The following is a 23,230-nucleotide window of genomic DNA, read 5'->3' on the forward strand; positions in this document are numbered from 1 at the left end:
TTTGTCCGGGGTCAGCATCATGTTTCGCGGCGCAGATCGCGCAACTGCTGCGCCCGTTCCTTCGTCAGTCGTTCGAGGCAGTTGGCGCGCGCCAGCGGCTGCATCGATCCGCCGGCATAGCGTCCCGCTTCGAGGACGCACTGCGTGTCGCGGAACTTCAGCCATGCCCGCTGGCTGGCGAGTGCCGCCGCCGCATAGCCGAAGCCACCGCCGCGCGAGGTATCCGCCGCGTCCTGCGCCTTCATCCGCGCATAGCTCGCCTGCCATTCGCGGGTCATCGCCGCGTCGGCGCGCTGCAACGCCGCCTGTGCACAGCGGTTCATGTCCACCTGCGTCGTGGCGCTGGCGCAGCCGCCCTGTGCGGCGGCGGCCGCGAGGAGCAGGGTCAGCAGCATGAGGATTTCCGCATCGGTTCTTCCGCCGCCATCGGCGTCAGCCCAAGCTTCGCCAGCAGCGCGGCGTCGGCGTCGTCGCCGGCGTTGCCCGTAGTAAGCAACCGGTCGCCGGTGAAGATCGAGTTGGCACCGGCCATGAAGCACAGCGCCTGCGTCGCATCCGACATGCTTTCGCGCCCCGCCGACAGGCGAACCATGCTCAGCGGCATGGTGATGCGCGCAACGGCGACCGTGCGGACGAATTCGATATCGTCGAGCTTCGCGAGCGGCGTGTCAGCCAGCATATTACCGAGTACCGTGCCCTTGACCGGGACCAGCGCGTTGACCGGCACGCTTTCGGGATGGCGGGGCAGCGTGGCGAGCGCGTGGACGAAACCGACCCGGTCGGCGCGGGTCTCCCCCATGCCGACGATCCCGCCGCAGCAGACGTTGATCCCGGCTTCGCGAACATGTTCCAGCGTGTCGAGCCGGTCGTCGAACGTCCGGGTAGTGATGACGTTGGCGTAGTTTTCCGGCGAGGTGTCGATATTGTGGTTGTAATAATCGAGACCCGCCTGTCCAAGCCTCTGCGCTTGATCCGGGGTCAGCATGCCGAGCGTCATGCAGGTTTCCATGCCCATCGCGGCCACGCCCTCGACCATCGCCACGATCCGGTCCATGTCGCGGTCCTTGGGGTTGCGCCATGCCGCGCCCATGCAGAAACGCTGCGATCCCGCCGCCTTGGCCTGCGCCGCGCTGGCGAGGACGGCGTCGACGTCCATCAGCTTTTCGGCCTTTAGCTGCGTATCGGCGCTGGCCGATTGCGAGCAATAGCCGCAATCCTCGGGACAGCCGCCGGTCTTGATCGACAGCAGCGTGCAGAGCTGGACCTGCCCGACGGCATGGTGCGCGCGGTGGACGGTCTGCGCGCGGAACATCAGTTCGTCGAACGGCAGGTCGAAAAGTTCGGCGATCTCGGTGCGGGTCCAGTCGGTGCGTACCGCAGCACCGTCGTACCCCGGCGCAGGCCGGGGTCCAGTAACGACCGGGTTCGAAGGAGCCGCAACGTCGCCCAACTGGCCCCCGGCCTTCGCCGGGGTACGGGCAATGTTGGTATCGGCGACAGACGCAATCACGTTCATTCGACAGTTTCTCCGACCGGCGGGAGGTTATGGCCGAGCAATTTCAGCACCTCCGCCGCTGCATGGACCAGATTGGTGCCCGGTCCGAAAATCGCCGCCACCCCGGCGTCGCGGAGCAGCGCATAATCCTGTGGCGGGATGACCCCGCCGGCAATGACCCGGATGTCGGCGCGACCGGCATCGGCCAGTTGCGCGATCAGCTCGGGGATCAGCGTGTTGTGACCGGCGGCGAGGCTGGAGGCACCGACGATATCGACCCCTTCGGCGATCGCCAGTTGCGCGGTTTCCTGTGACGTCTGGAACAGCGGGCCGGAGACGATGTCGAACCCCAGATCGGCAAAGGCGCTGGCGACGACGTTCGCCCCGCGATCATGCCCGTCCTGCCCCATCTTGGCGACCAGCATCCGGGGTTTGCGGCCCAGCCGCCGTTCGACGGCGACGACGCCCTCGCCCGCGCGTGTCCAGCCTTCGTCATCGGCATGCGCCGGACCATAGATCCCCTTGACCGGGGTTACCGAGACCGCGTGGCGACCGAAGGCGACCTCCATCGCCGCCGACATTTCGCCGAGCGTCGCCCGGGCGCGGGCGGCGGCGACGCACAGCGCCAGCAGGTTCGCGTCGCCCTTAGCACCGTCGCGCAACGCCGACAGCGCCGCCTGCGTCGCAGCTTCGTCGCGGTTCGCGCGGACATGCTCGATCCGGCGGATCTGGTCGGCGCGAACCTTGGCATTGTCGATCGAGAGGATGTCGATCGGCGTCTCCTCGGCCAGCCGGTATCTGTTGACGCCGACGATGACGTCCTCGGCCCGGTCGACCCGGGCCTGCCGGGCGGCGGCTGCGCGTTCGATATGCTCCTTGGGCAGCCCCTTGTTGACGGCATCGATCATGCCGCCCGCCGCCTCAACCTCCTCGATCAGCGCCCATGCCTTGCCGGCGAGCTCGTTGGTCAGCGCCTCGACATAATAGCTGCCGCCCAACGGATCGACGACATGGGTCATGCCGGTCTCTTCCTGCAATATCAGCTGCGTATTGCGCGCGATGCGGGCGGAGAAGTCGGTGGGCAGGGCAACGGCTTCGTCGAGCGAGTTGGTGTGCAGCGACTGGGTCCCGCCGAAGGTGGCGGCCATCGCCTCGATCGTGGTGCGGATGACGTTGTTGTACGGGTCCTGCTCGGTCAGCGAAACGCCGCTGGTCTGGCAGTGGGTCCGCAGCGTCTGGCTGCGGGGCGAACCGCCGAAGTCGGCGATGATCCGGCTCCACAGCATGCGCGCCGCGCGCAGCTTGGCGATCTCCATGAAGAAGTTCATGCCGATGCCGAAGAAGAAGGACAGCCGGCCGGCGAACGCATCGATATCCAGCCCGCGTTCGATCGCCGCGCGGACATAGGCCATGCCGTCGGCCAGCGTGAACGCCAGTTCCTGCACCGCCGTCGCGCCGGCTTCGTGCATGTGATAGCCGCTGATCGAGATGCTGTTGAAGCGCGGCATGTGTTCGGCGGTGTAGGCGATGATGTCCGACACGATCCGCATCGATGGTTCGGGCGGATAGATATACGTGTTGCGGACCATGAACTCCTTGAGGATGTCGTTCTGGATCGTGCCCGACAGCTTTTCGGGACCGACGCCCTGCTCCTCCGCCGCGACGATGTAGAAGGCGAGACAGGGCAGCACCGCGCCGTTCATCGTCATGCTGACCGACATGGTGTCGAGCGGGATGCCGTCGAACAGGATCTTCATGTCGTCGATCGTGTCGATCGCGACCCCGGCCTTCCCCACATCGCCCGCCACGCGCGGATGGTCGCTGTCATAGCCCCGGTGCGTGGCGAGGTCGAAGGCGACCGACAGCCCCTTCTGCCCCGCCGCCAGATTGCGGCGGTAGAAGGCGTTCGATTCCTCGGCGGTCGAGAACCCGGCGTACTGGCGGATGGTCCAGGGACGCCCGGCATACATCGACGCCTTTACCCCGCGGGTGAACGGCGCGAAACCGGGTAGCCCCGGATCCGGAGCGTCGGCGGCGGTGTAGAGCGGCTTGACCGCAATCCCCTCCGGCGTGTGCCAGGTGAGATCGGCGTCCTTCACCTCACGCGCGGCGAGCTTCTGCCAGTCATCGATCGTCGGGCCGGTCATTCGTACGTCCCTAGCGCCCGGTGGGGGGACAAGTCGAGGTGGGTCATGTCAGCGGCCTTCGAACCGGGGGGAGCGTTTGGTGAGGAAGGCGGCGGTGCCTTCGCGCGCATCGGCGCTGGCGGCGGCGCTGCGCTGTGCCTCCGCCTCGCGAACCATTGCCGCCGGATAGTCATGGTCGAGCGCGTAGGCGAGATTGCGCCGGGTCAGGCCGAGCGCGACCGTCGGCCCCGCCGCCAACCGCCGGGCGAGCGCCATGGCTTCATCGTCGAGCATCGCGCCATCGACCACCGCATGGATCATGCCCCAGTCGAGCGCGGTCGCGGCGGCGACGCGTTCGCCCAGCAGCATCATCCGCGCCGCCCGCGCCCGCCCGATCAGCCGGGGCAGCATCCAGCTCGCCCCGCCATCGGGAACGAGGCCGATATTGACGAAGGCTTGCAGGAAATAGGCGTCGTCGGCCGCGACGCAGAAATCGGCGGCGAGTGCGAGGCTGCACCCGATGCCCGCCGCCGCACCGCGCACGGCGCTGACGATGGGGACCGGCAGATCGGCGATCGCCTGCAGACACGGGTTGTAGTGATGGGTCAGCGCATGGTGGGTCGCGGCGGGACCGTCCCCCGCCGCCTGCACCGCCGCCACGTCCGCGCCCGAACAGAAGGCGCGGCCCTCGCCGGTCAGCAGCACCGCGCGCGCACCGTCGAGTTCCGCCAACGCAGCGCGGATCGCATCGAACATCGCCGGCGGCGCGGCGTTCAGCCGGTCGGGCCGGTCGAGCGTGATCCGCAACACGTCGCCGTCGCGTACCACCCGGATATCGCCTGCCATCGAATCGCTCTCCCGTATCTTTTGATACGGTTTGCGGAAAGGCCGCGGCGATTGCCAGCGCAAACGAACCGCGGCGGGGGATCACCCCGCCGCGGACTGCTTACCAGAAGATGTCGTATTCGACGTCGACCACCTGTCCGGTGCGGATGTCGACCAGCATCGCATCGTTGTAATAGCGGACCCAGCGATACGGTCCCCACGTCTCCGGCAGGCGATAGTAGAACGGATCGTTGATCCAGTAGTTCGACCCGAACAGGAAGGAATTCAGCCGGACGCCGACGCCGAAGCGGCGATAGCCATAACCCCAGCCCTGCGGCGCATAATAGCGCGGCAGGCGGTACAGGCTGCGGTTGCGATCACGGTAACGGTTCCAGTCATAGCGGTCGTCGCGCCGCCAGCCGCGATCCCATTGGCCGTTGTTACCCCACCGGTCGCGTTCCCAATTGCCGCGGTCCCAGCCGTTGCGGTTCCAGTCGCGGTCGCGCCGCGCCCAGCCGTCGCCGTTCCATTGATCGCGCCGGAGTTGTTCGCGCTGCCACTGTTCGCGGCGATCGCGTTCCTGCACACCGCGTCCGTCGCGACGCGGCCAGTCGCGGCGCAGCGCCTCGCGGTCGATCTGACCCTGTGCATCGCGCGGCGGGTCGCGCCGTTCGAAGCGGTCGGGCGTGTTGGGCTGGGCGGGACGCTGCCAGCCGCGATCGGGTTCGCCCGGCTGTGGCCCGCGCTGCCAGCCGCGATCCTCGCGTTGTTCGCGCTGGTTGCGCTGCCATTGACCGCGCAGCGCGTCACGATCGATCTGCCCCTGCGCATCGCGTGGCGGATCGCGCCGTTCGAAACCGGGTCCGCGATCGGGCCGGTCGACGCGCGGTTCGAACCGGGGCGATTCACGACGCTGTTCGGGACGCTGTTCTGGACGGGGTGCCGGTGCCTCGACCCGGATGTCGTTGCGGAACTCGGCGCGTGCCTGCGGCGTCTCGCCGCCCGGTCCGCGTTCGATCCGCTCGCGCATGCGGGGCCCCCGCCCCTCGCGCTCGGGCTGTGCCATCGCGGCGCTCGGGACCAGTGCGGTCACGCTCAGCAACGCCAGCAGGAAACGGCTCTTCATCTCGGCTTCCCTCCACCGCCGGATGTCGCCGGCTTCGATGGTGCCGGCATACGACAGATGCGATCAACCGTGGCTGAACGGCGATGACAGCCGATTGAAAGAATAAGCGCCTATGGTTTGGGCGGGGTCAGTGCCGGCGTCTCGCGGGCAGCCTCGGCGGGGTCGATGCCGGGTCGCGGCGGGGGTGCGAGCGTCGCGTCGCCCCGCGCAGCCGCCGCGGCCTGTCGCACCGCATCTACCAGCCGGGGATAGATGCCGCAGCGGCACAAATTGGTCAGCGCCGCCGTAATCGTCGCTTCGTCGGGATCGCGGTTCGCGCGCAACAGCGCGGCGGTCGTCATGACGAAGCCGGGAATGCAGAAGCCGCATTGCACGACCTGTGCCGCCAGGAACGCGGCCTGTACCGGGTGGCTGCGGTCGCGCGCCAACCCTTCGATCGTGGTGACGAACGTGCCCTCGATACTGCCGATCGTCACCTGGCACGACTTTACCGCGCGTCCGTCGATATCGACGGTACACGCCCCGCAATGGCCGGTGCCGCAGCCATATTTGGTCCCGGTCAGGTTCGACACGTCGCGCAGCGCCCACAGCAACGGCGTTTCGGGGTCGAGCCGATATTCCTGCGGCAGGTTGTTGACGGTGAACCGGGTCATGGCGTCGGCCTTGTAGGGAGGATCGCGCGGCCACGCCAACCCCATGGATCGGGAAACGGGTCGTTTCCGCCCGCGATCTTGTCGGTCGATCGGCGCGACGCGATCTTCGCTCCCATGACCCTACCATCCTTGTTCGTGCCGCATGGCGGCGGCCCCTGCTTCTTCCTGAACCCCGGCGAAGCGCCCGACCCGATGTGGCGGCCGATGCAGGCCTATCTGGCCGGCCTGATCGCGTCGCTGCCCGAACGGCCGCGCGCGATCCTGATGATCTCGGGCCATTGGGAGGCACCGGTGCCGACCGTGCATGTCGGCGAACGGCCGGCATTGCTGTTCGATTATTACGGCTTCCCCGAACATACCTATCACCTGCGCTGGGATGCCGCCGGTGCGCCGGAGGTTGCGCGACGGGCGGCGGGGCTGTTGCAGGCTGCGGGCTTCGCGACGGCGGAGGAGGCCGGGCGCGGATGGGATCACGGCGTGTTCATTCCGATGATGGTCGCAGTGCCCGATGCCGATATCCCGCTGGTGCAATTGTCGCTCGACCGGTCGCTCGATCCGGCGGCGCATATCGCGATGGGCCGCGCACTCGCTCCGCTGCGCGACGACGGGGTGCTGATCGTCGGGTCGGGGATGAGCTTTCATAATTTGCGGGCCCGGGGGCCATCGATCACGCCGGTGGCCGACGAATGGGACCGGGCGCTGACGGCGGCGGTGACCGATGCCGATCCGGCGCGGCGTGCGGCGCGGGTGGCCGATTGGGAAACCCTGCCCCATGCCCGCTTTGCGCACCCGGAGGCCGAGCATCTGTTGCCGCTGATGGTCGCGCTGGGAGCCGGCGGCGATGATTCGGCGGTCTGCGACTATCGCGACACGGTGATGGGCTGGGTCGTTTCGGGCTATCGGTTCGGTTGACGCAAGAATGTTGCGCTTTGCCGCGTCCTGCTGGCACAAGGGTGGAAACGCCCATCAAGGGGCCAAGGAGAGACGATGCTCGAAGCCCTCGAAGCGTTGGAACAACGGCGCGCGGCGGCGCGTGCCGGCGGCGGTGAAAAGCGGGTCGCGGCGCAACATGCCAAGGGCAAGCTGACCGCGCGCGAACGGCTGGACGTGTTCCTCGACCATGGGTCGTTCGAGGAGCTCGACATGTATGTCGAACATAACTGCGTCGATTTCGGGATGCCCGATCAGGTGATCCCCGGCGACGGGGTGGTCACCGGATCGGGGACGGTCAACGGCCGGCTGGTCTATGTCTTCAGCCAGGACTTCACCGTGTTCGGCGGGTCGCTGTCGGAGCGCCATGCCCAGAAGATCTGCAAGATTATGGACATGGCGATGAAGGTCGGCGCGCCGGTCATCGGCCTGAACGATTCGGGCGGGGCGCGCATCCAGGAGGGCGTCGCGTCGCTCGGCGGTTATGCCGAGGTGTTCCAGCGCAACGTGCTGGCGTCGGGCGTGGTGCCGCAGCTGTCGCTGATCATGGGGCCGTGCGCGGGCGGTGCGGTCTATTCGCCCGCGATGACCGACTTCATCTTCATGGTGAAGGATTCGAGCTATATGTTCGTGACCGGGCCGGACGTGGTGAAGACGGTCACCAACGAGGTCGTGACGCAGGAAGAACTCGGCGGTGCGATCACCCATACCACCAAGTCGTCGGTCGCCGATTGCGCGTTCGAGAACGATATCGAGGCGCTGCTGGCGGCGCGCGACTTCGTCGACTTCCTGCCCGCCAACAACCGCAGCGGCGTGCCGACACGGCCGAGCGACGATCCGTGGGACCGGCTGGAGGACAGCCTCGACACGCTGATCCCGCCGAGTGCCAACCAGCCCTATGACATGCACGAGCTGATCGTGCGGACGGTCGATGACGGCGCGTTCTTCGAACTGCAACCGGGGCATGCGGCGAACATCATCATCGGCTTCGGCCGGATCGAGGGGCGCACCGTCGGCATCGTCGCCAACCAGCCGATGGTGCTGGCCGGGTGTCTCGATATCAATTCATCGAAGAAGGCGGCGCGGTTCGTGCGCTTCTGCGATGCGTTCGAGATCCCGATCGTGACCTTCGTCGATGTGCCGGGGTTCCTGCCGGGCGTGGGTCAGGAGCATTCGGGGATCATCAAGCATGGCGCGAAGCTGCTGTTCGCCTATGCCGAGGCGACGGTGCCCAAGATCACGGTCATCACCCGCAAGGCCTATGGCGGGGCGTATGACGTGATGGCGTCGAAGCATCTGCGCGGCGACCTGAACTATGCGTGGCCGACCGCCGAGATCGCGGTGATGGGCGCGAAGGGCGCGGTCGAGATCATCTTCCGGTCGAAGGACCCGGAGGAGGTCGCGGCACGCACCGCCGAGTATGAGGCGCGCTTCGCCAACCCGTTCGTCGCGGCCAGCAAGGGGTTCATCGACGAGGTGATCCTGCCGCATTCTACCCGGCGGCGGGTGGCGTTGGGGTTGCGGAAATTACGGAACAAGAAGCTGGAAAATCCGTGGAAGAAGCATGACAATATTCCGCTGTAACGTCCTCCCCGGCACGGGGAGGGGGACCATCCGCAGGATGGTGGAGGGGGGCACCCTGTTCCACCACGGTTGCACTGCGGGGCACGCCCCCTCCACCAGCTTCGCTGGTCGCCCTCCCCGTGCCGGGGAGGATTTGGTGTGAGCCTTGGTCGTTTGAACCATGTCGGGGTGGCTACCCCGTCGATCGAAACATCCGTTGCGATGTATCGCGATCTGCTCGGCGCGGACGCGATCGGCGAGCCGTTCGATCTGCCAGCGCAGGGGGTGAAGGTGTGCTTCATCGACGCGCCGAACACCCAAATCGAGTTGATCGAGCCGTATGACGCCAGTTCGCCGATCGCGGGGTTCCTTGCCAAGAATCCCGCGGGTGGGCAGCATCATCTGTGCTTCGAGGTGGCCGACATCCATGCCGCGATCGCCGACCTGACCGCCAAGGGCGCGCGGGTGCTGGGCAGCCCGCGCATCGGGGCGCATGGGACGTTGATCGTGTTCGTCCATCCGCGCGACATGGGTGGGGTGCTGATCGAGTTGATGGAGACTCCGGCGGACCACTGACCGGTCCCCCTCGACACCTTTCGCCCTATCTGGTTGAACGAAGGCCATGAACACGCCGATCCGCAAAGCCGCCGGTAGCCCCTCCCCCGTCCGCGCCGAATGGGGCCAGACCGTCGAGGCGACGCTGGCCGCGATCCCCGGCATCCGTCGCGCCAAGACCGACGCGGCGGTGCTGTTCGCGCTGCCCGATTTCCTGTCGGAGGACCAATGCGACCTGCTGATGGCGACGATCGATGCCGGGCGGCGCAAGTCGACGTTGTTGACCAGCAGCAACGATCCGAACTTTCGCACGTCCGACAGCTGCGATCTCGATCGCTGGCATCCGGACCTGCAGCCGATCGACGAACGGATCGCGCACCTGCTGGGCATTCCGCCCGAATATGGCGAGACGATGCAGGGGCAGCGCTATGCGCCGGGCCAGCAATTCCGGGCGCATGCCGACTATTTCAACGAGAACGAGCATTATTGGGCGCCGATGGCGGTGCAGGGCGGGCAGCGGACCTGGACGGCGATGGTCTATCTGAACGAGGTCGAACAGGGCGGCGCGACGTGGTTTCCGGTCGCCGGAGTCCGCTTCAATCCGCGGCCGGGCATGCTGATCGCGTGGAACAACATGAACGCCGATGGCAGCCCGAACCTGTCGACGCTGCATGAGGGCATGGCGGTGGTCGAGGGGACCAAATACATCGTCACCAAGTGGTTCCGCGAGCGGCCGTGGACGCCGACCGTTCAGCCCTGAACGGCCAAAGGTCACAAAGGTCACACTTGCCGCGTTGTCTGCACGCAGTGGTTTTGGCAGGTTCAAAGGGCGAACGGATCTATCGTCCTGAATAGCCTTCGACTTCGCTCAGTCTCTACTCAGCACGAACGGACAGGACAGTAATCCCATCCGCGCCCTTGTAGGAAAGCGCAAAAGGAAGGGCGGCGGGCCGAGGCGACCCGCCGCCCCCAGTATCACGCCTTCTTGCGGGCCCGCTTCGGGGCGGCTGCGGCTTCGGTGTCTTCGGCTTCGTCGGGCGATTCCTCGCCCGCTTCGCTCAATGCTTCGCCCAGTGCACGCAACTTGTCCTGCGACTTGTCCGCCTTTTCGGCGATCTTGGTCGTCGCGGCACCCAGACGGTGAAGCAGGTCGTGGACCCGGTCGCTGTCGGGCGCATCCTTTTCCAGTTGCTTGCGCAACGAGGCGAGGTCGCGCAGGATACCCTTGGCACCCGACACGTCGGTGTCGGCCAGCGCTGCTTCCCAATCCTCGATGATCGTCGCGCCCTTGGCGGGCTTGGTATCGTCCAGTCCGCGATTGATCGCGTTCATCGTTCCGGCGAATTTAACGGCCATGTCAAGGCTCCTCGAAGGGCAAGCTGCACGCGCAGCCGCCGGACAACGAGCGAACCGAAACCCGGCCCCGGCAAAAACCAACTATATGTTTTTGCAGGGGTTCGGAACCTTCGTCAGTCGACGCGGATACGGATGCCGCTATCGAAACCGTCGGTCATCAGCTTGACGATCGCATCGGCGACCCGTTCGGGCGGCTTCACGCTTTGCGGATCCTCGCCGGGATAGGCGCGCTCGCGCATCTTCGTCCGGGTCGCGCCGGGATCGACGATCGCGGTGCGGACCGGCGAGATATTCGCCATTTCCAGCCCGTAGCTGGCGATGATGTTGTCGAACGCGGCCTTCGACGAGCCGTACATGCCCCAATAGGCACGCGGTGCAGCGCCGACCGACGAAGTGACGCCGACCACCCTGCCCGACCTCGCCAGCCGCAGCATCGGCGAGAAGGCGGCGATCAGCGCGGCATTGGCGGTGACGTTGAGCGTCATCACCTTGTCGAACTCTTTCAGGTCGAACGACGGCACCGGCCCCAGCGTGCCGAGCGCGCCGGCGTTGAGCACCAGCATGTCGAGCGCGCGCCAGCGTTCGGCGATCGCCGACACCAGTTGCGGGATGGCGGTGCGATCATAGAGGTCGACCGGCGCGATCGTCGCCGACCCGCCCGCCGCATAGATCGCGTCCTCGACCTCCTCCAGCCCGCCGGTGGTCCGCGCGGTCAGGATGATGTGCGCACCCTCCGCCGCCAGCGCGATGGCGGTCGCGGCACCGATCCCGCGGCTGGCACCGGTGACGAGGGCCAGTTGCCCCTTCAGACGCTCCGTCATCCGACCCGTTCGGCCAGAACCGCGAACTGATCGACCGAGCTGGTCTCGTCCTGATCGGTCAGCGGCGTCGGATAATCGCCGGTGAAGCAGGCATCGCAATATTTCGGACGGACCGAGGTGCGGTTGGCTTCGCCGAGCGCACGATACAGACCGTCGATCGAGATGAAGGCGAGGCTGTCGGCCTGGATATAGTCGGTCATCCCACCCAGGTCGTACTTGGCAGCCAGCAGCTTCGCGCGTTCGGGGGTGTCGACGCCGTAGAAGCAGCTGTGCCGGGTCGGCGGCGACGCGATGCGCATATGCACCTCCGCCGCGCCGGCATCGCGCATCATCTGCACGATCTTGAGCGAGGTGGTGCCGCGCACGATCGAGTCGTCGACCAGAATGATGCGCTTGCCCTCGATCAGCTTGCGGTTGGCGTTGTGCTTCAGCTTGACGCCGAGGTGCCGGACCTTGTCGCCCGGCTGGATGAAGGTGCGGCCAACATAGTGCGAACGGATGATGCCCAGTTCGAACGGGATGCCCGACGCCTGTGCATAGCCGATCGCGGCAGGAACGCCCGAATCGGGGACCGGGATGACCAGATCGGCGTCGACCGCATTTTCCTGCGCCAGTTCGGCACCGATCGCCTTGCGCACCGAATAGATCGAGCGGTCTTCGGAGATCGAATCGGGGCGCGAGAAATAGACCCATTCGAAGATGCATGGGCGTGGGGACAGCGGCGCGAACGGACGGATCGATCGCAGCTCGCCATTCTTGACGATGACCAGTTCGCCCGGTTCGACCTCGCGCACGAACTCTGCCCCGACCACGTCGAGCGCAACGGTTTCGGAGGCGAAGATATAGGCACCGTCGCCGAGACGGCCCATCACCAGCGGCCGGATGCCGAGCGGATCGCGACAGGCGATCATCCCCTCCGGCGTCATGCAGATCAGTGAATAGGCACCTTCGACCTGCTTCAGCGCATCGATGAACCGGTCGAGCAGCGTCCGGTAGTTGGACGTGGCGACCAGATGGATGATGACTTCGGTGTCGCTGGTCGACTGGAAGATCGATCCGGTGCGCACCAGATCCTTGCGCAGCCGCATGGCGTTCGAAAGATTGCCGTTATGCGCCACCGCGAAACCGCCCGACGCCAGTTCGGCATAGAGCGGCTGGATGTTGCGGTTCGACGTTTCGCCGGTGGTCGAATAGCGGACATGGCCGCAGGCGGTCGCGCCGGGCAGCGATTCGATGATTTCGGGTCGATCGAAATTGCCGGCGACATGGCCCTGTGCGCGCTGGGTATGGAACATCGCCCCATCCCAGCTGCAGATGCCGGCCGCTTCCTGACCGCGGTGCTGGAGCGCATGGAGGCCGAGCGCCACGAGCGCCGCAGCGCCGTCCGCGCCGGATACACCGAAGATGCCGCATTCTTCACGCAGCTTGTCGTCGTCGAATGGATGGGTGGTGAACATAGGCCCTTCCGGGGATAAGCGTGTCACGCGGCTGCCATATAGGCAGGCGAAATCGGTTTGTCGCCCTTTGATCGTCGATTGCCGAGGAACCGCGATCGGCGATAGGAGTTGCGGCGATGGAAAATCGCGATACCGGACTGGTGCTGAACCCGAAATTCGATGCCGATGGGCTGTTGACCGCCATCGCCGTAGACGCCGCCAGCGGCGAACCGTTGATGGTCGCGTTCATGAACGACGAAGCGTTGCGCCTCACGCTGGCGACGGGCGAAGCGACCTTCTGGTCGCGGAGTCGCGGGCGGTTGTGGAAGAAGGGCGAGACGTCGGGCAACGTGCTGCGCGTGATCGAGGCACGGATCGACTGCGATCAGGACGCGTTGTGGCTGCGATGCGAACCGGCGGGGCCGGCGTGCCATACCGGGGCGGATAGCTGTTTTTTCCGGCGGATCGAGGGCGATCGGCTGGTACCCGCAACGTGAGGCTGTGGCTGGCGGCGGCGCTGGTGCTGGCGGGATGTTCGCCGGGGGCGGCACCCGATCGCGACGAAGCGACGCTGGAACAGGCGGCGATCGCGCGCGGCGTGGTGCGCGATCCGGCGGCGGCGACTCCGGTCGGGCTATATGCCCGCGAGGGCGACCGGCTGTGCATCGCCGGCAGTCGCATCGGGATGTTCGTCGACTATGGCGACGATATCGGATGCAGCGGGCATGGCCGCTATTCCCGCGAGGGCGAAACGTTGCGCGCCGATCTGGGCAATGGCTGCACGTTCGAGGCGGCCTATGACGGCGGCCGTATCCGGCTGCCGGGCAAGCTGCCCGGTGGCTGCAAGCGGCTGTGTACGCAGCGCGCGTCGCTGGCCGGGTTCGCGGTCGACCGGTTGAGCGACAGCGGTTCGGAGGCGGCGGCGCTGCGCGATCCGAAGGGGCGGCAGCTGTGTGGGTCGTAAGTTCGCCGGCCTGATCGACATCACACGCCGCGCGCCGCCGCCAAGGCACGCTCGCGCGCCTCGCGATGCTCGACGATCTTCGCGGGATAGTCCTTCGGCCGACATCCGGCGGCGTCGGGGTCGTGGATCGCCGCGTCCGGCAGATGGGCCAGTTCGGGGACCCAGCGGCGGATATAGTCGGCGGCGTCGAATTTTTCGGACTGGGTCAGCGGGGCCATGATCCGCCCGAACATGTTCGAATCGACACCGGTGCCCGCGACCCATTGCCAGTTGACGGCATTGTTGCCGAAATCGGCATCGACCAGACAATCCCAATACCAGCGTTCGCCCTCGCGCCAGTCGATCAGCAAATGCTTGATGACGAAGGACGCGGCGATCATCCGCACCCGATTGTGCATCCAGCCGATCTGCCACAGCTGGCGCATTCCGGCATCGACAATCGGATAGCCGGTACGGCCCTGTTGCCACGCCGTCAGGTCGCGGGTCGCCTCCGCACCGCTGCGCCATTTCAGCTTGTCGTAGCGCGGGCGGCCATTGGCATCGGCATAGTCGGGCATCGACAGGATGACGCCGCTGGCAAAATCCCGCCACGCCAGTTCCTTGCGATAGGTCGTCAAGCTGTCGCCCTGCCCGTCGAGCGCCGCCCAGACCTGTCGTGGTGAGATCTCGCCATGGTGGAGGTGCGGCGACAGCTTCGAACTGCCATCGACCGACGGCAGGTTGCGCGCCTCGTTATAGTCGTCGAGGCGGGTGGCGAAGGATTTGAGCGCCTTCGCCGCACCGTCCTCGCCCGGCTGCCATGCTTTGGCGAAGGCGGTCGACCAGTCGGGCTTGGTGGGCAACAGGGCCCAGTCGGCGAGCTTGTCGGACTTCGGCCATTTGGACGGAGCGGGAATCGTGCGCGGCATCGCCACCGGCTCCTCCGGCGGGAGCATCTGGTTCAGCGCCTTCCAGAAGGACGAATAGATTTTGAACATGCCGCCAGAGCCGGTGCGGACGCATTCGGGCGGGCGGAGATGGTTGCCGTCGTGCAGCGTCAGATCGTCGCCCAGCGCGTCCTGCGCCTTCACCCACCATGGTTCATAGTGGCGCATCGCATGAATGTGGGATGCGCCGGTCTCCTCCATCAGCTTGCGCAGTTCGGCCACCGCCTCGCCCCGGCGCAGGATCAGGCGCGATCCCTTTGCCTTTAGCGAGTCGTCCAGCGCGGCGAGGCTGTGATGCAGCCACCAGCGCTGCGCACCACCGATCTTCCAGTCGCCCGGCGACTTATCGTCGAGGATATAGACCGGGATTACTGCGCCGGCTTCTGCGGCGGCGACGAGCGCGGGCTGGTCGCGCAGGCGGAGGTCCTGGCGGAGCCAGAGAAGGACGGGTTCGGTCATGCGACAGGCGTTACGCGTGCGCGACGATCCCGGTTCCCTGCGCCACGGCGACGATCGACGCGACGTGACGATGCGCGACTTCGAGGAGGTCGCCATAGCCGCCACCCAACGCGCTCGCGATCGGCAGACCGCGTTCCCGCGCCAGCTGCCCGATCCAGCGGTCGCGCTCGTTCAGTCCCGCCTGGGTCAGCGACAGCCGCCCCAGCCGGTCGTCGGCGAACGGATCGACCCCGGCCTGATACAACAACAACGACGGCGCGAAGCTGTCGAGCAGCGGGACCAGCGTCGCTGCCAGCGTCGCCAGATATTCGTCGTCCCCAACCCCGTCGCGCAGACCGACATCCAGTGTGGAGCAAGCCTTGCGCGCCGGAAAATTCTTTTCGGCGTGGATCGAGTAGGTGGCGAGACCGGTGCGTCCGGCGAGCAGCGAGGCGGTGCCGTCGCCCTGATGCACATCGACGTCGATCACCAGCACCCTGGCGCAGGCGCCTTCGTCGACCAGCCGGTTGGCGGCAATGGCGAGGTCGTTGAACACGCAATAGCCCGCCCCGGTATCGGCAAGCGCGTGGTGGCTGCCGCCAGCGGTATTGGCCGCATAGCCGCGCTCCATCGCCACGCGAGCAGCGTGATAGGTGCCGCCGGGCACCGCGACCGCGCGGAGTGCCATCGGCGGGGTGACCGCGAAGCCGATGCGGCGTTCCTTGGCCGGCGGCACGCGCGCCTCGATCACCTCGGCGACGTAATCGTCGTCATGCACTGACTCGATCCATCGACGCTGCATCGGTTCCGGTTCGTGCCAGTCGATCGCCGATCCCCGGTCGCGCAGGAGATCGCGGACGAGGCCGTTCTTGCCCCAGCGATAGCGGCTGCCCGGCGGGCTTTCGGCGACATAATGCGGATGATGGACGACGGGGATCACGTGGCACAGATAAGATGCCGTTGGTCCTCGCAAAAGCGGCACGGTGCCGATAGGAAGCGGCGATGGACAAGACCACCCTCCCCTATCGCCCCTGCGCCGGCGTCATGCTGTTGAACCGCGACGGCCAGGTGTTCGTCGGACAGCGGCTCGATTCGACGCTGGAGGCATGGCAGATGCCGCAGGGCGGGATCGACGAGGGCGAGGAACCGGTCGATGCGGCGGTCCGCGAACTGCGCGAGGAAACCGGGGTCCTGCCCGACAAGGTCCGGCTGATCGCCGAGGCGCCGGGCGAATTCCTCTACGACCTGCCCGACGACATGATCGGCAGGATCTGGAAAGGGAAATGGCGCGGGCAGCGGCAACGCTGGTTCCTGTTCGCATTCGAGGGCGAGGATGCCGATATCGACATCGCCACCCCCGAACCCGAATTCCGCGCATGGCGCTGGGCCGAGCCCGCCGATCTGCCGACGATGATCGTGCCGTTCAAGAAGACGCTGTACCAACAGGTGCTGGCGGCGTTTGCGGGTCATCTGCATCGGTGAAGCGCGCGAAAGTCGGGGTGAATGGTTCAGCCCGACGACAGGCAATCGGCTATAGCGGGCGATGATGCCCAATCCCGCGCTCCTCCTGCCGCTCGGCCTGTATTTCGCGGAACCGCCGCCGGAACCCGATCTGCCGATCGAAATCCGGACGATGCTGGAAGAGGCGATGGCGTCGGGGAACGACAACGACGTCGCGACGATCGTCCGCTATGCGCGCAAGGCCGCGCCGAAACATTCGCAGAAGATCGCCGATCTGGCATCGCATTATACATTCGAACGCACCGAAAAGACCGAGAAGCGGCTGCGCACCGCGTCGTTCGGCGCGCTGGTGAAGGGGCGTGCGGAAGTCGGCGGCTGGATCAACAGCGGGAATTCCGACAGTCTGGGCGTGACCGCCGTGCTCGACCTGTCGCGCGAAGGCTATCGCTGGCGGCACAAGCTGAAGTTACAGGCCGATTATCAGGAAAATAACGGCATTCCGACGCGCGAACATTATCTCGGCGCATTCGAACCCAACTACAAGGTCGACGACCGCCTGTATATCTATGGCGCGGCGCAGTATGAGTCCGATAAGTTCTTCGGCTATTACGATCGATATTCGGCGTCAAGCGGTGCGGGCTACACCGTCGTCGCACGCGGACCGGTCACGCTCGACCTCGAACTCGGCCCGGCATTCCGGCATACCTCTTTCACGACCGGCGATGTCGAGCGCAATCTGGCGGCGCGTGGCTCGGTCGATTTCGACTGGCGGATGACGCCCGCGCTGACGCTGCGGCAGGATACGTCCGCCTATGTGCAGGCGGCGAACAGCACCGTCACGAGCCTGACCGCGGTCGATGCCAAGCTGCTGGGTCCGCTGTCGGCGCGGCTGTCATACAACGTCCAGTATGAAAGCCGCCCGCCGGTGGGACGCATCAACACCGACACGACCGGGCGTGCCTCTCTGGTCTATGCTTTCTGAACGCATCGATCCCGGTTACACCGGGGCATGGATCGGACGTATGAAGAAGCCGGATTGAGGGACATGATCGACGGCGCGGCGATGCTGCCGCAGGTCGAACGATGGGTCGCGGTCAACAGCGGCACCCGCAACCTTCGCGGACTGGCGACGATGGCCGGGCTGCTCGCCGACGATTTCAGCGCCCTGCCCGGCGAGATCGAGATGGTCGACCCCGAGCCGGTCGAAACGGTCGACAGCGACGGGCAGGTGCGCGCGATCGACCATGCCCGCCACCTGTTGCTGCGCGTGCGGCCGGATGCGCCGCTGCGGATGTTGTTCACCGGGCATATGGACACAGTCTATGGCGTGGATCACGCGTTCCAGACCGCGCGCCATCTGCCCGATGGCGCGCTGAACGGTCCGGGGGCCGCCGATATGAAGGGCGGATTGTCGGTGATGCTCGCCGCGTTGAAGGCGGTCGAGGCGGCGGGGATTGGCGATCGCTTCGGCTATGACGTGGTCATCAATTCCGATGAGGAAACCGGCTCGTTCGCCTCTGCCCGGCTGATCGAGACGATGGCGGCGGGCAAGGTCGCGGCGTTTACCTACGAACCCGCTCTCCCCGACGGGACGCTGGCGGGCGCGCGGGGCGGGACCGGCAATTTCTCGATCGTGGTCAGCGGGCGCAGCGCCCATGCGGGGCGCAACCCCGCGGACGGACGCAACGCCATCGTCGCCGCCGCCGATATCGCGCTCCGGCTGAATACGGTGAAAGGGCCGCGGCTGGCGGTCAATCCGGCGCGGATCGAGGGGGGCGGGCCGAACAATGTCGTGCCCGACCATGCGGTACTGCGCGTCAATTTCCGGCCGCATGGGGCAGACGAGATCGCCCGCGCCCGATCGCAGATCGATGCGATCGCGACGGAAGTGGCGGCCAGCCACGATGTCGGGGTCGCGGTCCATGGCAGCTTCAACCGCCCGCCCAAGCCGATCGATGCCGGTGCGGCGAAACTGTTCGCGCTGGTACAGGCGGTCGGCGGCGACCTGTCGATCCCGATCGGCTGGCGCGACACCGGCGGCGTGTGCGACGGCAACAACATTGCCGCGCAAGGCGTGCCGGTGATCGACACGATGGGGGTGCGCGGCGGCGCGATCCATTCGGTCGAGGAATATATGATCGTCGACAGCCTGGCCGAACGTGCCGCGCTGTCGGCGGTCGCCATCTCGCGTATCGTGGCACAGGGGGGATTGTGACGTTTCGTATCCGCGCAGCACGTGAAGACGACCTGAAATATCTCTATGAGATGGCCAAGCTGACCGGGGGCGGTTTCACCAACCTGCCGCCCGATCGCAGCGCGCTGCTGACCCGGCTGGAACGCAGCGCCGTCGCCTTCACGCATGAGGAGGATACGCCGCGCGACGAGGTGTTCGTGCTGGTGCTGGAGAATATCGACACCGGCGAAGTACGCGGGACGTGTCAGGTGTTCACCAAGGTCGGCCAACGCTGGCCCTTCTATTCCTATCGCGTCGCGACGCTGACCAAGCACAGTGAGGCACTGGGGCGGACGTTCCGCGCCGATATCCTCAATCTGGTCAACGATCTGGAGGGGGCGAGCGAGGTCGGCGGGCTGTTCCTGCACCCCGGCGAGCGGGCCGGCGGACTGGGGCTGTTGCTCGCCCGATCGCGCTACCTGTTCATCGGGCGGCATCGCGGGCGTTTTGCCGACCGGGTGCTGGCCGAATTGCGCGGGATCATCGACGAGGCGGGTGGATCGCCGTTCTGGGACGGGGTCGCCGGGCGCTTCTTCGGCATGACCTTTCAGGATGCCGACCAGTTCAACGCGATCCATGGCAACCAGTTCATCGCCGATCTGATGCCGCGCCATCCGGTCTATATCGCGATGCTGCCCGACGCGGCGCGCGCCGTCATCGGCCTGCCCCATCCGACCGGGCGGGCGGCGATGCGGATGCTGGAGAATGAAGGCTTCGCGTACGAGAATTACGTCGACATCTTCGACGGCGGGCCGACCATGACCGCACGCACCGACCAGATCATGACGATCCGCAACCGGCGCGAGGGCAAGGTCGTGGCGATCGACGATCGCGGCGGCAGGCCGTCGTTGCTGTCGACCGGGCGGCTGTCGGATTTCCGAGCCTGTCTGGGCGAGGTGACGGTCCGCGACGACGGCATCGCGATCGATGCGGAGGCGGCACGCGCGCTGGGTGTCGCGGTCGGCGACACGCTATGTCATGTGGGGCGGTGACGATGGTCCGGGAAATCAATTTCGACGGGATCATCGGTCCCAGCCATAACTATGCGGGGCTGAGCCACGGCAATCTCGCGGCGACGCGCAATGCCGGCGAGGTGTCACGCCCGCGCATGGCGGCGTTGCAGGGGATCGCCAAGATGCGCGCGAACCTAGCGCTGGGGCTGACCCAGGGCATCCTGCTGCCGCATCCGCGACCGGACACGCGCTGGCTGGCGCGGCTGGCGACCGATTATGCGGGCGCGGCAGCGCATGTGCGGGCGCAGGCGCTGTCGGCGTCGGCGATGTGGGCGGCCAACGCCGCGACCGTCTCGCCCGCGGCCGATACCGGCGACGTGCGCTGTCATTTGACCGTCGCCAATCTGGTGACGATGCCGCATCGCAGCCATGAATGGCCGGCGACGCTCAAGCAGCTGGAACTGGCCTTCGCCGACACGGCCTTTGCCGTGCATGGGCCGGTGCCTGCGCCGTTCGGCGACGAAGGGGCGGCGAACCATATGCGGCTTTGCGAGGCGCATGGGGCGGCGGGGATCGAGGTGTTCGTCTATGGCGTGAGCGGCGGCCCCTTCCCCGCGCGCCAGCATCGCGAGGCGTGCGAGACGGTTGCGCGAGCGCATCGGCTCGACCCGGCCCGCACCCTGTTCGTGCGGCAGTCGCACGCGGCGATTGCGGCCGGGGCGTTTCACAACGATGTCGTCGCGGTCGCCAACGAACGCGTGCTGTTCGCGCATGAACAGGCGTTCCACGACCGTGACGGGTTCTTCGCCGATCTGCGCGCGGCGATGCCGTCGGTCGAGATCGTCGAGGTGCCCGCCGATCGCGTCAGCCTTGCCGATGCGATCGCTTCCTATTTGTTCAATGCGCAGCTGGTGACGCTGGCCGATGGCGGCATGGCGCTGATCCTGCCGGCCGAGGCGCAAGCGAACGTGCCGGTATGGACGTGGTTGCAGGAGATGGTGGCGGGTAATGGCCCGATCCGGCGGCTCGAGGTCGTCGACGTCCGCGAATCGATGGCCAATGGCGGTGGCCCGGCCTGCCTGCGGCTGCGCGTGGTGGCCGATCCGGCGACGATCGACCCGCGGTTTCTGGTCGACGGAGCCACGCTCGACCGGATCGCGGCGGTGGTCGAGGCGCATTGGCCCGAGCGGATCGCGCCGGCCGACATCGGCGATCCGGCGCTGATCGATCGGATCGTCGCGGCACGGCGGGCGTTGCTCGAAACGCTCGACCTTGTCGGGTTAATTGACAATTAACTACGTGCGACCGTCCGAACCTCGCGCAAAACCGTCGGTGGTACGTATGTTGCTTATGGTGCCGCCATGCTGACCCGACTGAAGAACCTGTTCACGATCAAGTCGAAGTTCGAGGCGTTCCTCGTCATCTATGGCCTTGCCGTCGGCGCAGTGGAGCGCGGGTTTCATTATCTGCAGCTATATCCGGGGATCGCGGGAAAGCTAATGTTCGCGGTCTGCCCGATCGCGGTATTCATGGCGGGCACGCGCATTATCGATTCGATCGACGCGGAGCGCGCGGCACGCTAGGCGAAACCATGCCTCGCGAGATTACCGCCTTTTCGAACCCGATGGTGAAGGCCGCGCGCAATCTGCGCGAGAAACGCCATCGCCGGGACCAGCGCCGCTTTCTGGCCGAGGGTCTGCGCATCCTGACCGAGGCGCGCGAGGCCGGCTGGCTTCCCGCCGAGCTGTATTTCGCGAGCAGCGAGCAGCATCCGTTGCTGCAGGTGCTGATCGACGAAACCGAGGCGTCGGGGGGTACCGCGATCGCGACCACGGTCGACATCCTGTCGAAACTATCGGGCAAGGACAATCCGGGGTCGGTGGTCGGCGTCTATGATGAATTTTCGACCGAATTGATCGGGATCGACCGGCGCAACGCCTCGCTGTGGCTCGTCGCCGAACGGCTGCGCGATCCGGGCAATCTGGGCACGATCCTGCGCACCGCCGATGCGACCGGTGCCGGCGGGCTGATCCTGATCGACGAATGCGTCGACCCGTTTTCGGTCGAGGCGGTGCGGGCGAGCATGGGGGCGATCTTCACCGTCGCCGTGGCGCGGGCCGACTGGGCGACGTTCCAGAGCTGGCTGCGCCGTGGTCCGGGGACGCTGGTCGGCCTCAGCCTTGACACCGAACAGGATTATCGCGCGGCGACCTATCCCGATCCGACGTTCCTGCTGACCGGCAACGAGGCGCAGGGGATGCCCGACCATATGGCCGCCGAATGCGACCTGCTGGTCAAGCTCCCGATGCTGGGCAAGGCCGACAGCCTGAACGCGGCGGTGGCGACGGCGGTGATGGCGTACACCGTGCTGGGGCAGCACCGCCCCTGAACCTTTCGGGCCAGGTACGCATTCAGCGGGGATGACCCATCCGACCTTTGCCGCCCTGCCCCCCGCCGACCTCGACACGCTCGACCGACCGAGCATCGTGCTGTTCGGCGCGAGCGAGGCGACGCCCTATGACGATGGCGAGCCGAGCCATTCGGCCGATGCGCCCGCCGCGATCCGGGCGGCGTCGCAGGGGTTTGCGCGGCAATTGTCGCAGATCGATTTCGACCTCGGCTTCACCCCGTTTCCCGACCCGGCCGATGCGCGCGGCGTCGTCGATCTGGGCGACGTCGATACCCGGCCCGAGGATGCGGCGGGCAATCGCGAGCGCATCGAGACGACGACGCGCGCGGTGCTGGCGGCGGGCGCGGTGCCGATCGTGCTGGGCGGCGACGATTCGGTGCCGATCCCGTTCGCGGCGGGCTTTGCCGATCACGGGCCGTTGACCGTTGTCCAGATCGACGCGCATGTTGATTGGGGCGACGATATCCGGGGGCAGACGCTCGGTTATGGATCGCCGATGCGGCGGCTGGCGGAGATGCCGCATGTCACGGGCATGGTGCAGGTCGGCGTACGCGGTCTGGGCAGCGGCGGCGCGTGGCAGATCGAGGATGCGCGGGGCTGGGGCAGCCGGATCGTCACCGCCTATGACCTGATCCGTGGCGGCATCGATGCGGCGATTGACGCGGTGCCGGCGGGCGGGCGGTATCTGGTCGCGATCGATTGCGACGGGATCGATCCGGCGGTGTTTCCGGCCGTGGCGATGCCGACGCCGGGCGGGTTGCGGTATGAAGCGGTCATCCTGCTGTTGCGGGCGCTCGCCGAAAAGGGCGAGATCGCCGGGCTGGTGCTGGCGGAATATGTCCCGGCGCGGGACGACCCGCACCGGCTCTGCGCGATGATGGCGGCGCGGATCGTCGCGGTGACGATGGGACTGGTGCTGGGCCACAACGGTCAGACGCCGCCGCGACCGGTTTGATGCA

Annotated in this window: 25 protein-coding genes; 14 read left to right on the top strand and 11 right to left on the bottom strand. The window is 66.7% G+C overall.

Features of this window, described 5'->3' with window-relative positions; genetic code table 11:
• Positions 1 to 17: 17 nt before the first annotated feature.
• From ASE91_RS15730 to ASE91_RS15755, 6 genes are all read right to left on the bottom strand, one after another.
• Positions 18 to 395 carry a lysozyme inhibitor LprI family protein gene (locus ASE91_RS15730; RefSeq protein WP_055999449.1) on the bottom strand — a complete coding sequence of 126 codons (378 nt, stop codon included), beginning with the start codon at positions 393 to 395 and terminating at the stop codon, positions 18 to 20.
• Entirely contained in the window at positions 386 to 1,516 is a 1,131-nt protein-coding gene (gene bioB, locus ASE91_RS15735) for a biotin synthase BioB (RefSeq protein WP_082454069.1), read from the bottom strand. The genes ASE91_RS15730 and bioB overlap by 10 nt, the downstream gene beginning before the upstream one ends.
• Entirely contained in the window at positions 1,513 to 3,642 is a 2,130-nt protein-coding gene (gene scpA, locus ASE91_RS15740) for a methylmalonyl-CoA mutase (RefSeq protein WP_056627833.1), read from the bottom strand. Before scpA ends, bioB begins: the two co-directional genes overlap by 4 nt.
• Positions 3,643 to 3,690: 48 nt before the next feature.
• Positions 3,691 to 4,467, bottom strand: coding sequence for an enoyl-CoA hydratase-related protein (locus ASE91_RS15745; protein ID WP_056627836.1), 777 nt, complete (start codon positions 4,465 to 4,467; stop codon positions 3,691 to 3,693).
• A 100-nt stretch (positions 4,468 to 4,567) separates the two neighbouring features.
• Positions 4,568 to 5,572, bottom strand: a complete 1,005-nt coding sequence (locus tag ASE91_RS15750) for an RcnB family protein (protein WP_056627839.1) — start codon at positions 5,570 to 5,572, stop codon at positions 4,568 to 4,570.
• A 110-nt stretch (positions 5,573 to 5,682) separates the two neighbouring features.
• Entirely contained in the window at positions 5,683 to 6,225 is a 543-nt protein-coding gene (locus ASE91_RS15755; RefSeq protein ID WP_056628759.1) for a (2Fe-2S)-binding protein, read from the bottom strand.
• A gap of 114 nt (positions 6,226 to 6,339) precedes the next feature.
• Here ASE91_RS15755 and ASE91_RS15760 point away from each other — a divergent pair, with 114 nt between their 5' ends.
• From ASE91_RS15760 to ASE91_RS15775, 4 genes are all read left to right on the top strand, one after another.
• Positions 6,340 to 7,137, top strand: coding sequence for a DODA-type extradiol aromatic ring-opening family dioxygenase (locus ASE91_RS15760; RefSeq protein WP_056628763.1), 798 nt, complete (start codon positions 6,340 to 6,342; stop codon positions 7,135 to 7,137).
• Between the two features lie 75 nt (positions 7,138 to 7,212).
• Positions 7,213 to 8,739, top strand: coding sequence for an acyl-CoA carboxylase subunit beta (locus ASE91_RS15765; RefSeq protein WP_056627841.1), 1,527 nt, complete (start codon positions 7,213 to 7,215; stop codon positions 8,737 to 8,739).
• 138 nt (positions 8,740 to 8,877) lie between these two features.
• Positions 8,878 to 9,294: a methylmalonyl-CoA epimerase gene (gene mce, locus ASE91_RS15770; protein WP_056627846.1), complete on the top strand. Its 417-nt coding sequence runs from the start codon at positions 8,878 to 8,880 to the stop codon at positions 9,292 to 9,294.
• A gap of 46 nt (positions 9,295 to 9,340) precedes the next feature.
• Entirely contained in the window at positions 9,341 to 10,033 is a 693-nt protein-coding gene (locus ASE91_RS15775; RefSeq protein WP_056627849.1) for a prolyl hydroxylase family protein, read from the top strand.
• 215 nt (positions 10,034 to 10,248) lie between these two features.
• Here ASE91_RS15775 and ASE91_RS15780 read toward each other — a convergent pair whose 3' ends face one another.
• The 3 genes from ASE91_RS15780 to purF all read right to left on the bottom strand — a co-directional run bounded on the left by ASE91_RS15780 (position 10,249) and on the right by purF (position 12,907).
• Complete coding sequence (locus tag ASE91_RS15780; protein WP_200910852.1) at positions 10,249 to 10,629, bottom strand: hypothetical protein; 381 nt, start codon at positions 10,627 to 10,629, stop codon at positions 10,249 to 10,251.
• A gap of 113 nt (positions 10,630 to 10,742) precedes the next feature.
• Positions 10,743 to 11,450 carry an SDR family NAD(P)-dependent oxidoreductase gene (locus ASE91_RS15785; RefSeq protein WP_056627852.1) on the bottom strand — a complete coding sequence of 236 codons (708 nt, stop codon included), beginning with the start codon at positions 11,448 to 11,450 and terminating at the stop codon, positions 10,743 to 10,745.
• Complete coding sequence (gene purF, locus ASE91_RS15790) at positions 11,447 to 12,907, bottom strand: amidophosphoribosyltransferase (RefSeq protein ID WP_056627855.1); 1,461 nt, start codon at positions 12,905 to 12,907, stop codon at positions 11,447 to 11,449. Before purF ends, ASE91_RS15785 begins: the two co-directional genes overlap by 4 nt.
• 116 nt (positions 12,908 to 13,023) lie before the next feature.
• Here purF and hisI point away from each other — a divergent pair, with 116 nt between their 5' ends.
• Together hisI and ASE91_RS15800 are read left to right on the top strand one after the other, a co-directional pair.
• A complete protein-coding gene (gene hisI / locus ASE91_RS15795) occupies positions 13,024 to 13,383 on the top strand; it encodes a phosphoribosyl-AMP cyclohydrolase (protein ID WP_056627857.1) in 360 nt (119 codons plus the stop codon).
• A complete protein-coding gene (locus tag ASE91_RS15800) occupies positions 13,380 to 13,850 on the top strand; it encodes a hypothetical protein (protein WP_056627859.1) in 471 nt (156 codons plus the stop codon). The genes hisI and ASE91_RS15800 overlap by 4 nt, the downstream gene beginning before the upstream one ends.
• Before the next feature lie 20 nt (positions 13,851 to 13,870).
• Here ASE91_RS15800 and ASE91_RS15805 read toward each other — a convergent pair whose 3' ends face one another.
• Both ASE91_RS15805 and ASE91_RS15810 read right to left on the bottom strand, forming a co-directional pair.
• Entirely contained in the window at positions 13,871 to 15,235 is a 1,365-nt protein-coding gene (locus ASE91_RS15805) for a cryptochrome/photolyase family protein (RefSeq protein WP_056627861.1), read from the bottom strand.
• Positions 15,236 to 15,245: 10 nt separating this feature from the next.
• Entirely contained in the window at positions 15,246 to 16,154 is a 909-nt protein-coding gene (locus ASE91_RS15810; RefSeq protein WP_056627867.1) for a histone deacetylase family protein, read from the bottom strand.
• Between the two features lie 62 nt (positions 16,155 to 16,216).
• Between ASE91_RS15810 and ASE91_RS15815 the strand changes: the two genes are divergently transcribed.
• The 8 genes from ASE91_RS15815 to ASE91_RS15850 all read left to right on the top strand — a co-directional run bounded on the left by ASE91_RS15815 (position 16,217) and on the right by ASE91_RS15850 (position 23,226).
• Positions 16,217 to 16,696 (top strand): RNA pyrophosphohydrolase, encoded by a 480-nt coding sequence (locus ASE91_RS15815; RefSeq protein ID WP_056627870.1) that lies wholly within the window; start codon positions 16,217 to 16,219, stop codon positions 16,694 to 16,696.
• 61 nt (positions 16,697 to 16,757) lie between these two features.
• Positions 16,758 to 17,657, top strand: coding sequence for a DUF481 domain-containing protein (locus ASE91_RS15820; protein ID WP_235530525.1), 900 nt, complete (start codon positions 16,758 to 16,760; stop codon positions 17,655 to 17,657).
• A gap of 63 nt (positions 17,658 to 17,720) precedes the next feature.
• Positions 17,721 to 18,890, top strand: coding sequence for a hydrolase (locus ASE91_RS15825; protein ID WP_056627872.1), 1,170 nt, complete (start codon positions 17,721 to 17,723; stop codon positions 18,888 to 18,890).
• Positions 18,887 to 19,900, top strand: coding sequence for an arginine N-succinyltransferase (locus tag ASE91_RS15830; RefSeq protein WP_056505299.1), 1,014 nt, complete (start codon positions 18,887 to 18,889; stop codon positions 19,898 to 19,900). The genes ASE91_RS15825 and ASE91_RS15830 overlap by 4 nt, the downstream gene beginning before the upstream one ends.
• A 2-nt stretch (positions 19,901 to 19,902) precedes the next feature.
• Positions 19,903 to 21,156, top strand: coding sequence for an N-succinylarginine dihydrolase (locus ASE91_RS15835; RefSeq protein WP_056627875.1), 1,254 nt, complete (start codon positions 19,903 to 19,905; stop codon positions 21,154 to 21,156).
• Positions 21,157 to 21,222: 66 nt separating this feature from the next.
• Positions 21,223 to 21,444, top strand: coding sequence for a hypothetical protein (locus ASE91_RS15840; protein WP_055999497.1), 222 nt, complete (start codon positions 21,223 to 21,225; stop codon positions 21,442 to 21,444).
• Positions 21,445 to 21,452: 8 nt separating this feature from the next.
• Complete coding sequence (locus ASE91_RS15845) at positions 21,453 to 22,250, top strand: TrmH family RNA methyltransferase (protein WP_056627877.1); 798 nt, start codon at positions 21,453 to 21,455, stop codon at positions 22,248 to 22,250.
• Between the two features lie 31 nt (positions 22,251 to 22,281).
• Positions 22,282 to 23,226 (top strand): arginase family protein, encoded by a 945-nt coding sequence (locus tag ASE91_RS15850; protein ID WP_056627879.1) that lies wholly within the window; start codon positions 22,282 to 22,284, stop codon positions 23,224 to 23,226.
• The last annotated feature ends 4 nt before the right edge of the window (positions 23,227 to 23,230 follow it).

The sequence above is a fragment of the Sphingomonas sp. Leaf62 genome (genome assembly GCF_001421915.1).
Lineage (GTDB): Bacteria > Pseudomonadota > Alphaproteobacteria > Sphingomonadales > Sphingomonadaceae > Sphingomonas.